12 protein-coding genes, 1 riboswitch and 1 other annotated feature are annotated in these 11,888 nt (G+C 40.3%); of the genes, 2 read left to right on the top strand and 10 right to left on the bottom strand.

Annotated elements, in window-relative coordinates:
* Nucleotides 1-54: 54 nt before the first annotated feature.
* Entirely contained in the window at nt 55-450 is a 396-nt protein-coding gene (locus tag CIK00_RS01475) for an H-NS family histone-like protein (RefSeq protein ID WP_101767152.1), read from the bottom strand.
* Nucleotides 451-830: 380 nt separating this feature from the next.
* A riboswitch (Lysine riboswitch) is annotated at nt 831-1,003 on the top strand.
* 104 nt (nt 1,004-1,107) lie between these two features.
* On the opposite strand from CIK00_RS01475, the gene CIK00_RS01470 reads away from it, so the two are divergent.
* Entirely contained in the window at nt 1,108-2,697 is a 1,590-nt protein-coding gene (locus tag CIK00_RS01470) for a Na+/H+ antiporter NhaC family protein (RefSeq protein ID WP_101767151.1), read from the top strand.
* A gap of 180 nt (nt 2,698-2,877) precedes the next feature.
* On the top strand, nt 2,878-3,456 hold the full coding sequence (locus tag CIK00_RS01465; protein WP_101767150.1) for a thymidine kinase: 579 nt from the start codon (nt 2,878-2,880) through the stop codon (nt 3,454-3,456).
* 89 nt (nt 3,457-3,545) lie between these two features.
* Here the strand turns inward: CIK00_RS01465 and hisIE are convergent, their stop codons facing one another.
* The 9 genes from hisIE to CIK00_RS01420 all read right to left on the bottom strand — a co-directional run bounded on the left by hisIE (nt 3,546) and on the right by CIK00_RS01420 (nt 11,793).
* Nucleotides 3,546-4,166: a bifunctional phosphoribosyl-AMP cyclohydrolase/phosphoribosyl-ATP diphosphatase HisIE gene (gene hisIE, locus CIK00_RS01460; RefSeq protein WP_101767149.1), complete on the bottom strand. Its 621-nt coding sequence runs from the start codon at nt 4,164-4,166 to the stop codon at nt 3,546-3,548.
* Nucleotides 4,163-4,936 carry an imidazole glycerol phosphate synthase subunit HisF gene (hisF, locus tag CIK00_RS01455; protein ID WP_101767148.1) on the bottom strand — a complete coding sequence of 258 codons (774 nt, stop codon included), beginning with the start codon at nt 4,934-4,936 and terminating at the stop codon, nt 4,163-4,165. The genes hisIE and hisF overlap by 4 nt, the downstream gene beginning before the upstream one ends.
* A 9-nt stretch (nt 4,937-4,945) precedes the next feature.
* The gene (gene hisA, locus CIK00_RS01450) at nt 4,946-5,680 is read right to left on the bottom strand and encodes a 1-(5-phosphoribosyl)-5-[(5-phosphoribosylamino)methylideneamino]imidazole-4-carboxamide isomerase (RefSeq protein ID WP_101767147.1); all 735 of its coding nucleotides are present in this window, start codon (nt 5,678-5,680) and stop codon (nt 4,946-4,948) included.
* Between the two features lie 34 nt (nt 5,681-5,714).
* A complete protein-coding gene (hisH, locus tag CIK00_RS01445) occupies nt 5,715-6,383 on the bottom strand; it encodes an imidazole glycerol phosphate synthase subunit HisH (RefSeq protein ID WP_101767146.1) in 669 nt (222 codons plus the stop codon).
* On the bottom strand, nt 6,383-7,453 hold the full coding sequence (gene hisB, locus CIK00_RS01440; protein WP_373322835.1) for a bifunctional histidinol-phosphatase/imidazoleglycerol-phosphate dehydratase HisB: 1,071 nt from the start codon (nt 7,451-7,453) through the stop codon (nt 6,383-6,385). Before hisB ends, hisH begins: the two co-directional genes overlap by 1 nt.
* 11 nt (nt 7,454-7,464) lie before the next feature.
* The gene (gene hisC / locus CIK00_RS01435) at nt 7,465-8,511 is read right to left on the bottom strand and encodes a histidinol-phosphate transaminase (protein ID WP_167388494.1); all 1,047 of its coding nucleotides are present in this window, start codon (nt 8,509-8,511) and stop codon (nt 7,465-7,467) included.
* A 2-nt stretch (nt 8,512-8,513) separates the two neighbouring features.
* The gene (gene hisD, locus CIK00_RS01430) at nt 8,514-9,821 is read right to left on the bottom strand and encodes a histidinol dehydrogenase (RefSeq protein ID WP_101767144.1); all 1,308 of its coding nucleotides are present in this window, start codon (nt 9,819-9,821) and stop codon (nt 8,514-8,516) included.
* A gap of 3 nt (nt 9,822-9,824) precedes the next feature.
* Nucleotides 9,825-10,721, bottom strand: a complete 897-nt coding sequence (gene hisG, locus CIK00_RS01425) for an ATP phosphoribosyltransferase (RefSeq protein WP_101767143.1) — start codon at nt 10,719-10,721, stop codon at nt 9,825-9,827.
* A gap of 59 nt (nt 10,722-10,780) precedes the next feature.
* Nucleotides 10,781-10,916: a sequence feature (His leader region), on the bottom strand.
* Between the two features lie 352 nt (nt 10,917-11,268).
* Nucleotides 11,269-11,793: a YchJ family metal-binding protein gene (locus CIK00_RS01420; protein ID WP_101767142.1), complete on the bottom strand. Its 525-nt coding sequence runs from the start codon at nt 11,791-11,793 to the stop codon at nt 11,269-11,271.
* Between the last annotated feature and the right edge of the window lie 95 nt (nt 11,794-11,888).

Below are 11,888 nucleotides of genomic sequence, written 5' to 3'. Positions count from 1 at the left end.
TTTAGATATAAAAAAAGCCTAAATAGTTTAGGCTTTTTTATTTAATCTAATGAATTAGATTTCAAATTCTTCAAGAGGTTGGCCTTCATCTAATGCTTTCTTTAGTGCACTAGGTGTACGGCCTTGGCCTGTCCATGTTTTTTCATCGCCATTTTCATCGATGAATTTATATTTAGCAGGACGAGTTGCACGCTTTGTTTTTGGTGCTTTTGCTAAACTTGCTAATAATTCTTCAGGGTCAATACCGTCAGCTAATAGCATTTCACGATACTGAGTCAGTTTTTCATTGCGCTCAGTTTCTTTTGCTTGTTCTTCAGCTTCAGCATCAGAACGTTCAGTAACAACTGTTGTTAGTTTATCTAACGCTTCTTCAAGTTGCTCTAGTGTATATTCACGCGAAAGTGCGCGTAGGCTTCGAAGGTTTAAAAGCGCTTTCATTGCATCAGACATTTTATATTTCCTGTTATTTTTAATTAACTGTAAATAATAATAGCAGCATTAAAACATTTTTTGCAATAGTAATACTTTTATACATTATGTGTAAAACATTTTAATCATTTCTTTATTTGAAAAATAGTTATGTTTGAACAATAAGGCTATTTATAAAATAATTCTTCATTAAATGTATAAACACAAGCTAAATAGTTTTAGATATTGTTACTAAACTTTATATGTTAAATGCTAATAAATTTTAAAATGTTATACCACTTCGTTATTATTGATTGTTTATGGTCGTTACTTATTTATTTACAATCTTTATTGTTAATAATTGTAGCTCTAGTTGTTGCGCAGTTGGTTTTTTGAGTGGAATAATTTTTCCATTCCTTTATGATAAGAGCTGAGGTGCATTATTTATCAATAACTAATATGAATGTGATTATTAGTGCAGTGAATCAATGTCAACGTAAGAAATTGATATTAAATAGTCTTACTGAGGTTACATTGAATAAGTGTAATACCACCATAGTAGATAAAAATATAACTATGGAGTGCTACTGTTGAGGTTAGAGAGGCTAACCATCTTTCCTTATACTCAAAGTGATATGACATTATGGTTATATCAAGCAGTAGATCTCCAACCATCATTGGTTGTCATAGAGATTATAAATTTTGATAGATTACTCTCACTCACTAACATCCATTATTCCACCATTAGTCGCGCTTGGTTTAGCGATTTTAACCCGTAGAGTTTTATTGTCTTTAGGTACCGGTGTTGTACTTGGCGCATTATTTCTTAATGATTTTTCTTTTATCAATACAGTAGGTTATCTTGCTACATCAATCAAAGGGTTATTTATTGCTGATAATGGTATCAATACTTGGAATATGAGTATTGTGCTGTTTTTAATATTACTGGGGATGACCACTGCATTATTAACGCTTTCTGGTGGAACACGTGCTTTTGCTGAGTGGGCGCAGACAAAAATTAAAACCAAACGTGGGGCAAAACTTTTAGCTGCTTTTTTAGGGGTCTTCATTTTTGTTGATGACTATTTTAATAGTCTTGCTGTTGGCTCTATTGCTCGTCCTGTGACAGACCGCTTTCAAGTGTCACGTTCAAAATTAGCTTATATTCTTGATTCCACGGCAGCCCCTATGTGTGTATTAATGCCTGCATCAAGCTGGGGCGCATATATTATTACTTTGATTGGCGGCATATTGGTCACACATGGTGTTACTGAATATACGCCATTAAGTGCTTTTATGACATTAGCGCCAATGAATTTTTATGCTATTTTCGCATTAGCAATGGTGTTTGTGGTGTCATGGTTCCAGTGGGATATTGGCCCGATGAGAAAGCATGAAATAGCGGCTTGTCATGGTCGAGGCACTGATGTAGGCGGTGATGTTGATGAACAGGCTAAAGATTTAACTGAAGAGCTTGATATTAAAGAGAGTCAATATGGCCGTATTGGTGATTTAGTGTGGCCGATTATTATTCTTATTATTGCGACGTTCTTTTTTATGGTGTTTACCGGTTATCAGGTGCTAGCAGCAGAAGGTAAACCGTTTGCATTATTAGGTGCTTTTGAAAATACTAATGTTGGTGAAGCATTATGTCTAGGTGGTGCATTTGGTTTAGTTGCCGCTATTGTCCCTGTTTTTCGTCAGCGTATTTCTTATCAAGATGTTGGTAATACTTTATGGGTTGGTGCGAAATCAATGTTTGGTGCCATTTTGATTTTATTATTTGCATGGAGTATTGGTAGTGTTATTGGTGATATGAAAACAGGTCAATATTTATCAACGCTTGTTCAAGGTAATATTAATCCAGCTTTACTGCCAATGATCCTGTTTTTATTATCAGGCATTATGGCATTTTCAACCGGAACCTCATGGGGTACATTTGGAATTATGTTACCTATTGCTGGCGATCTCGCAGGTGCGACTGAAATCAGTTTAATGTTGCCAATGTTAGCCAGTGTATTAGCAGGGTCAGTATTTGGCGATCATTGTTCTCCAATTTCTGATACCACTATATTGTCATCGACAGGTGCTCGTTGTCATCATATTGATCACGTTGCGACTCAATTGCCTTATGCTTTATCTGTAGCGGTTATCTCCACGATTGGATTTTTAATATTAGGTATTACTGATTCATTAGTATTAGCATTTTTAGTCGCCTTAGTTGCATTTGTATTGATGTGTTTCTTCTTAGCTTGGTTATCGAGTCGACCATTAAAAGGCACTGCATAAGATTAATGTTGCACGTTATTAAAATAACCTAATGGGTTTAAATTGAACCAGTTAATGATTTTTAACTGGTTTTTTTTATAATAATAATAGCAGTTGTTGATATATGTGCTTTTCATTGGTGGTGATTTTATGTAGCATCTTCGCGATTTTTAAATGTAATTAGTATGACTAGGAAAGCTAATGGCCCAGATGTATTTCTATTACTCAGCAATGAACGCTGGGAAATCGACCACACTATTACAATCATCATTTAATTACCGTGAGCGAGGCATGACGCCAATTATTTTTACGGCAGCGATTGATGATCGTTTTGGTAAAGGTAAAGTTAGCTCTCGAATTGGTTTACAGGAAGATGCTGAATTATTTAATTCGACAGATGATTTTTATCAGATATTAATCAACTTTTCTAATGCAGGTAAAATTGATTGCGTATTAATTGATGAAAGCCAATTTTTAACTAAAGAACAAGTTTATCAATTAACTGAGGTGGTTGATAAATTAGATATCCCTGTTTTATGTTATGGGCTACGCACTGATTTTCTTGGTGAATTATTTGAAGGTAGCCGTTATCTATTATCATGGGCAGATAAGTTAGTTGAGTTAAAAACGATTTGTCATTGTGGCCGTAAAGCGAATATGGTGATTCGTCAAGATGCTGCAGGTAATGCAATTGCTGGTGGTAATCAAGTTGAAATTGGCGGTAATGATCTTTATGTATCAATGTGCCGTGCGCATTATAAAGAAGCGTTAGGGCTTTAATTCGCATTTAAATGAATAAAAAAGGAAGCATGGCTTCCTTTTTTTATGAGTGATGAAAAATTATGCCGTATATTAATAGCGATTGATCATTATTGTTGATGGCGTTGTTTAAGTTTATTAATAACATCTTCAAGGGTGAGATTCTGATCTTGCAATAGAACTAATAAGTGATAAATAAGATCGGCTGATTCACAAACTAATTCTGCTTTATCACCCGACGTTGCCGCAAGTGCGACCTCAACCCCTTCTTCGCCCACTTTCTGTGATATACGCTTGGTGCCACGAGCATAGAGGCTAGCGGTGTAAGAGGAATCAGGATCAGCACCTTTACGATCAGCCAATATTTGCTCAAGTTGATGCAGGAACACCAAAGCAGGTTGAGTATTAGTCGTGTCATCATTACCAAAACAACTAGTGGTGTTTAAGTGACAAGTAGAACCCATCGGATCGACTTGGACTAATAATGTGTCTTGATCGCAATCGAGCTTAATACTTTTTAGGTGTAAGACGTTGCCTGATGTTTCACCTTTGGTCCATAAACGGTTTTTAGTGCGTGACCAAAAAGTCACGTGTTCTGTGGCTAAAGTTTTAGCCAGTGCTTCATCATTCATGTAGCCCAGCATTAATACTTGGCCACTGTTATTATCTTGAATAATAGCAGGGATCAATCCGGCTACTTTTTCCCAATCAATAGATGTTGTTAAACTCATAGTCGAATCTCCAGCTGTTGTTGTTTTAGGTAGTGCTTTAACTCACCAATATTAATGATTTGTTTATGAAAGACTGATGCTGCCAGTGCACCATCAACATTGGCAAGTTGAAAGGCATCACGAAAGTGTGACATTTCACCTGCGCCACCAGAAGCAATTAAAGGCACGTTACAGACACTGCGTACAATATTGAGTTGATCTAAGTCGTAACCGTTACGCACGCCGTCTTGGTTCATCATATTTAATACGATTTCACCTGCGCCAAGGCGTTGGACTTCTTGTACCCAGTCACAGGTTTGCCATTGAGTCGCTTGCGTGCGCTGTTCATCACCCGTAAATTGATACACCTGATATTGACCAGTTTCAGCATCAAAGTAAGAATCGATACCGACAACGATACATTGCACCCCAAATTTATCAGCAAGCTCAGAAATTAAAGTGGGGTTTGCAAGTGCAGGGGAGTTAATCGAGATTTTATCGGCACCAAATTGAAGGATACGGCTTGCATCGGCCGTTGATTTAATACCACCAGCAACACAAAATGGAATATCAATCACTTCTGCAACGCGAGACACCCAGCTTTTATCAACGACTCGGCCATCGCTTGAGGCGGTAATATCATAGAAAACCAGTTCATCTGCACCTTCTTCAGCGTAACGTTTTGCCAGCGGTACGATGTCGCCAATGATTTTGTGATTACGAAATTGGACGCCTTTTACAACCTGACCATCACGGACATCTAAACAAGGAATAATACGTTTAGTTAACATGTGTTCTCCTTAGCTATTCCAGCACGTAAACGCTTGTTCAGCGGTAAACTTACCGTCTAATAATGCGCGACCCACAATGACGCCAGCCACGCCTGAACCTTTGAGTGCCGTAATATCATCAAGTGAGCCAATGCCGCCCGATGATTGAAATTGGACTTGTGGATATTGACGGCATAAATCAACATACAATTCGACGTTTGAACCTGTGAGTGTGCCATCGCGTGAAATATCAGTACACAATACGTGTTTTAATCCTACTTTTAGAAAGTCTTCAAGTAGCGTTTCAATGGTGACACCTGAGTCTTCTTGCCAGCCTGATACCGCAACAATACGGTTGCCGTTGTTATCAATATTAATATCAAGGGCTAATACAATATGCTCTGCACCGTATTTTTCGATCCAACCTTTAACCCTTTCTGGTTGCTTAACGGCGGTTGAGCCAATAACCACCCGTTGCGCACCCGCATGGAGTAAATCACTGACATCTTGTTCGCAGCGTACTCCGCCCCCAATTTGAACATTGGCTGGTGTACTCGCAAGCAATTGACTAATGAGTGTCAATTGGCGTGCTTGAATGTTTTTAGCGCCAGTTAAATCAACCAAGTGCAGCCAGTTAGCACCTGCTTGGTGGTAGAGCGCAAATTGCTCTGTTGGGTTGACGTTATATTCGGTGACCTGTCCGTAGTCGCCTTGAAATAGACGTACAACTTGCCCCTCAATTAAATCTAATGCGGGAATAATCATTACATGTCCTTTTGTTATGGTTGCAGCTGATTGGTTATAGTTCTAAGAAATTCTTTATCAGTTGCGCGCCAGCTTTGCTTGAGCGTTCTGGGTGAAACTGCACTCCATAATAATTGCCATTTTGTACCGCAGCGGTAAACGGCTGACCATATTCTGTGGTCGCAATGGTTGCACCACCTTGGTTATCTCGATGATCAAACACGGGCATGGCATAGCTATGAACGAAATAAAAATAGCTTCCCGCTGGAATATCTTTAAATAGCGGGTGATTATCTTCTGGAGTAATGGTATTCCAACCCATATGCGGCAGTGGTAAACCCTCTGCTTGGATTTTCTCAACTGACGCATCACACAACGCTAAACAAGGAATAATGTCGTTGCCATTTTGACCGTGTTCTTGTGACTCTTTGCCAAGTAACTGCATCCCTAAACAGATACCTAATAACGGTTTGGTCACTTGTTTGACCAAGCTCACTAAATCACGTTGCTCAAGATTATGCATTGCTTCGCTGGCTGTACCCACACCGGGTAAAAACAGCTTATCCGCCGTTAATACCACTTGCGGGTCTTTACTTATTTGTACCTGATAGCCTAAGCGCTCAATGGCAAATCTAACCGAAGAGACATTGGCGCATCCAGTATCAATAATCACCACCCGTTGCTTGGTGTTAGTGATGGTGTTGGCGATGGATAGTGCTGTCATTACAACACTCCTTTGCTACTTGGAAGTTCATTACCTTCCACTTTTATCGCTTGGCGCAGAGTACGTCCAAAGGCTTTAAATAAACTTTCAACAATGTGGTGATCATTATTGCCTGTTGACGATAAGTGCAGCGTACAGGCTAGGGTATCGGTTAATGAACGAAAGAAGTGAGGCACCATTTCCGTAGAAAGATCACCGACATGATCGCGGCTAAATGTGGCATCAAATTTAAGATAAGGACGACCAGATAAATCTAACGCACATTGTGCCAAACATTCGTCCATCGGTAAGCTAAACCCAAACCGGCCAATCCCTCGTTTGTCACCCAGTGCTTGGCGTAATGCTTCACCCAAGGCGAGGGCGGCATCTTCAACACTGTGGTGATCATCAATGTGTAAGTCACCATCAACCGTTAATGTCATTTGAAAACCACCGTGAGTGGCAATTTGATCAAGCATATGATCAAAGAATCCTAATCCGGTTGAAATCGTATTACCTCCCGTTTGATCTAAATTCACTTTGACACGAATATTGGTTTCTTTGGTGGTACGTACCACTTCTGCGATCCGTGGTTGGGTGGTGAGATCTGTCACGATCTGTTGCCAGGGCATGGTTTTCGGATGGTATTGAATGCCACGGATCGCCATATTTTCAGCTAATTGAAGATCTGTTTGACGATCACCAATCACTGCCGAGTTAGCAAAATCAACCCGACCTTGTTGTAAGTAGTCTTTAACTAGCCCCAACTTTGGCTTACGGCAACTGCATTGCTGGTGGTCAAAGTGGGGGCAGATCAAGACGTCACTAAAGTGAACCCCTTGTGAGCTGAAAATATCCATCATCATCGAATGAGGGGCATCAAAATCAGCTTGGGGGTAACTATGAGTACCGAGGCCGTCTTGGTTGGTGACCATCACTAAGGTATAACCTGCATTTTGAAGTGCAAGTAATGCCGGAATCACATTCGGTTCAAATTGTAGTTTGTCTAATCGATCAACTTGAAAGTCGACGGGGGGCTCAACAATTAAGGTGCCATCACGGTCGATAAATAGAATTTTTTCTTTGCTCACAATCAATGTCCTTATTGTTGTTGTAATTGGCCGCGAATAAACGCGAGGGTTTTTTCACATTCGTCACGGTTACCGACACTGATTCGAATGCAGTTCTCAATCGGTGAACGGCGTAAAATAATGCCGTTATCCCATAGCGTATTGAATAGCTTATCGGCATCTGTAAATTTAACTAATAAGTAGTTGGCATACCCATCAAAGACGGTGACGCCGGCTAACATCCCCAAACCTGCTTGTAGATAAGCGCGGTTAGCACACAGATCTAATACTTGAAATTTGGTCCGTGCGCGGCCTGCTGGTGATAAGGCTTGCACTGCAATTTCAGTTACAGGCACTGGAACAGGGTAAGGGGCAATGATCTTGAGTAGAATTTCAATGATTTCTTTATTGGCTAAAGTAAAGCCACAACGTAGTCCTGCCAGTGCAAACGCTTTAGATAAGGTTCGCAAAATAACCAGATGCGGATACGTTGCTAATAAATCTTTAACGCTGTCTTGAAGGCTAAAATCAATATACGCCTCATCAATAACCACTAATGCTCTATCAGTGGTCATTTCAAGTAAGGCGATAATATCTTTACGAACTAATAGATTGCCGGTGGGATTATTGGGACTACAAGCAAACACGATCTTGACGTTATCAAGTTGCTCTGCAATGGCATTAAGGTCTAATTGCCATTCAGGTGTTAACGGCACAACCTTGGCATTAATATCGTTGATCTCTGCACTAATGGCATACATACCATAAGTGGGTGGACAATAGAGAATGCTATCGCAATTTGGCTCACAGAAGGCTTTTATAATCAGCTCAATGCCTTCATCCGCCCCCCGCGAGGTTAATACTTGGTGTGGCTCAACCCCAGCATAATCAGCATAAGCGTTGATCAGCTCTGGTGGTTGGCATTCACTGTAACGGTTTAAGCCCGCAAGATTAATACTGTATTCATTGGCAAACGGAGATTCATTGGCATTGAGCCAGATGTCACCTTTACCGCCTAAACGACGTGCTGATTGGTAAGGGGTTAATTCACGTACAGTTTTACGGGCTAGTTGAGCGATGGTCATAATGCGTTCTCTTGTTGTGCAATTAATTTATTAACCCGAATAGTGACAGCATGTTTGTGAGCGTCAAGACCTTCCGCTGCTGCAATTGTGGTCACTGTTTTTGCAATACCGAGTAAACCGTCGGCTGATAATTCTTGTATTGTCATTCGTTTGCTGAAATCGGCTAAACCAAGGCTTGAATAAGTGCGGGTATAGCCATAGGTCGGTAACACGTGGTTAGTGCCTGATGCATAATCGCCCACCGATTCTGGTGACCATTTACCTAAGAAAATTGAACCTGCATTATCAAGCAGTGGCACTAATTCTCTTGGCTCACAGGTTTGAACAATTAAGTGCTCAGGACCATATTGATTAGAAATCGCCACACACTGAAGTAAGGTTTCGGTTACGATCAAAAGGCTAGATGCTAAGGCTTGTTGAGCAATGTCAGCCCGTGTTAGTTGGCGTAATTGGCGCTCAATTGCAGTCGCAGTTTGATCAGCAATAGTTTGGCTTGATGTGACTAAGATAACTTGTGAATCAGGCCCGTGTTCGGCTTGGCTTAATAAATCAGCGGCAATAAATTCAGGATCAGCTGTTTCATCGGCAATGACCAATACTTCAGAGGGTCCGGCTGGCATATCAATCGCTGCACCGTTGAAGTCATTACTGACTTGTCGTTTTGCTTCGGTAACAAAGGCATTACCTGGGCCAAAAATCTTATCAACACTGGCAATAGTGTCAGTGCCATAAGCCATTGCTGCTATGGCTTGTGATCCCCCAACGTTGTAAATAGCATTAATGCCACATAGTTTGGCGACATACAAAATTTCATCAGCAATCGGTGGTGGTGAACATAAGGCAATATGACGACAACCAGCAATTTGTGCAGGAACGCCTAACATCAGTACGGTTGAAGGCAATGGCGCACTACCGCCAGGAATATATAATCCTACCGAATTAACAGGGCGGGTGACTTGTTCACAAATCACACCTGTTTGGGTTTCTACTCGCAAGGTCGGTTGCTGCTGTGCAAGGTGGAAAGTGGTGATATTGCGGTGCGCCTGCTCTAAGGCTGCTTTTATGTCATCACTTAACCGTGCACAAGCCGTATCAACTTCATTTGCAAAGACGCTAAGTGTTGCCGGACGGATACCATCAAATTTTTCAGTAAGCGTAAATAGTGCACCATCGCCTTGTTGACGGACTTGTTTAATAATATCACTGACAATGGCCGTGATATTCGCGCTGTTATTTACAGCAGGGCGCACCAACAGTTGTTGTTGCTGGTCTTTAGTGAGTGATTGCCATAGTACGGTTTTCATGACTTACTCCATCATTTTTTCAATGGGCAAGACTAAAATAGAGCTCGCACCTAATTCTTTAAGTTGCTCCATGGTTTCCCAGAATAGATTTTCAGAGCTAACAAGGTGGATCGCCACGCGACTTTTGTCACCAGCAAGAGGCAATACGGTTGGATCTTCAGCGCCTGGTAATAATTGTTTAATTTGATTAAGGCGATCAGTAGGCGCGTGTAGCATGATGTACTTAGATTCTTTAGCTTGAATAACACCTTGAATACGAATAAGGAGTCGTTCAATTAGGGCTTGTTTTTCAGCGCTGATCACTGCCATTGATTGAATTAATACCGCTTTAGATCGCAAGATTACTTCGGCTTCTTTTAAGCCATTAGCTTCAAGGGTCGCACCTGTCGATACCAAATCACAAATGGCATCGGCTAAACCTGCTCGTGGTGCAACTTCGACAGAACCATTGAGCATACAGGTTGTAAATTGAACCCCAATATTGTCCATGTAGCGTTTGACTAACTGCGGGTAAGTGGTCGCAATACGCTTGCCATTAAGATCTTGAGGCCCGTTGTAATCAGCATCTTTATCAATCGCGATAGAAAGACGGCAACCGCCAAAATCCAGTCGACGTAGTTTGAGGTAATCACTGGCTTCGTGACGTGCTGAGCGCTCAAGGCTAACTTCTTCAAGTTCATTTTCACCAATAACGCCTAAATCCACCACGCCATCCATGATCAGACCGGGAATGTCATCATCTCGAACGAGTAATAAATCAATTGGCATATTTTCGGCGTGAACCACTAATCGCTCACCGACCATATTGAATTTAACACCACAGCGTTTAAGTAAGTCTTGGCACTCTTTACTAAGACGGCCTTTTTTCTGAATCGCAATGCGTAATCGTTGTGTTTGCATAGGTATATTCCTTGTCTAAATTCATTCAAATAATAAAAATTTTAGATTGAAAATCAGGTATTAAAAAACCCTCGAAAGAAGTTTCTTCCGAGGGTCTGAATGAGATATTCCGTTATGACCACTGGAAGAAAAAAGACGTCTTCCAGGGTGAGGCGTATCCTCCCGAAAGACTAGTCAGGATGATGATGATGTTGAGATAGAATCATTTGGATACGCATAAATAGTTACTCAATAAGGTTTAACATTATTTGTTGTTGTCATTCACACTAACGAAGGCTGTTGTTTTTTGCAACAATAATTTAAGCGAAAAGTTAAAATAAATGTTAATTGTTTGTGTTAATGCGAAAAAGGAAGGGGACACAATATTTTGATTGATAAGATGATGAACTGTAATGAATTATTTGGCTTTTAAAAATAAAGATATGAGAGAGTATTTTTTAAATGTAAATTATTTAAGGATATTTTCTCAATGAATCAACAAATAACACATCAATAAAACTGATTTTTAGGACTCAGTTTTATTGATGGATAATGTTAATGCGTTAGCTTAGGCACAGCATTTTTTGTATTTTTTACCACTGCCGCATAAGCAAGGATCATTACGACCAACGGTTTTAGTGACGGTTACTGGTTGGGGTGCTGGTGGTTGTTCGCTTGGTGGTGGCTGAGGATATTCCCCATCAATGTAAAACCAACATAGCTGACCATTCATGGTTTCTTGTACAAAACGCGAACGCTCTTGCAGTATATATTCTTCGCCGGCTTCTTTATAACCAGCTTTAAATTCAACAAACCCCTGACCATCAGCCGCAATTTCACTGTTAATAACTTCTAGACCAAGCCATTTAAGATTAATCGATTCGGCAATGGCTTCTCGATGATGTTCTGCGTCACAACTGGCATGATAAGTTTGTACTACAAAATCAACTAAGCCCAGCACATGAGCACTGTAACGCGCACGCATAAGTTGTTCAGGATGGGTGGCTAATGCATGATTAAGATGGATAGGTTTACAACATTCAGCAAGTGATTTGTGGCTGCCACAAGGACATTCATTCGAGTGTTTTGACATCTTTTTAAGCCGATTTTGGTAAAGAAATTAGGGCTATTTTACGTTTTGATTATATCAATTAGCAATCAGTGTTTATATTTGCTGCAATATATTGA

Source organism: Photobacterium carnosum (genome assembly GCF_002849605.1).
Lineage (GTDB): Bacteria > Pseudomonadota > Gammaproteobacteria > Enterobacterales > Vibrionaceae > Photobacterium > Photobacterium carnosum.
This window is presented reverse-complemented; position numbering and strand designations above follow the sequence as displayed.

Bases quoted from the DNA above. Each gene is read 5' to 3' on its own strand.
- hisF (WP_101767148.1), bottom strand. From the start codon at position 4,936: ATGTTAACTAAACGTATTATTCCTTGTTTAGATGTCCGTGATGGTCAG.
- hisIE (WP_101767149.1), bottom strand. From the start codon at position 4,166: ATGAGTTTAACAACATCTATTGATTGGGAAAAAGTAGCCGGATTGATC.
- hisD (WP_101767144.1), bottom strand. From the start codon at position 9,821: ATGAAAACCGTACTATGGCAATCACTCACTAAAGACCAGCAACAACAA.
- hisG (WP_101767143.1), bottom strand. From the start codon at position 10,721: ATGCAAACACAACGATTACGCATTGCGATTCAGAAAAAAGGCCGTCTT.
- hisA (WP_101767147.1), bottom strand. From the start codon at position 5,680: ATGATTATTCCCGCATTAGATTTAATTGAGGGGCAAGTTGTACGTCTA.
- hisH (WP_101767146.1), bottom strand. From the start codon at position 6,383: ATGACAGCACTATCCATCGCCAACACCATCACTAACACCAAGCAACGG.
- CIK00_RS01465 (WP_101767150.1), top strand. From the start codon at position 2,878: ATGGCCCAGATGTATTTCTATTACTCAGCAATGAACGCTGGGAAATCG.
- CIK00_RS01420 (WP_101767142.1), bottom strand. From the start codon at position 11,793: ATGTCAAAACACTCGAATGAATGTCCTTGTGGCAGCCACAAATCACTT.
- CIK00_RS01475 (WP_101767152.1), bottom strand. From the start codon at position 450: ATGTCTGATGCAATGAAAGCGCTTTTAAACCTTCGAAGCCTACGCGCA.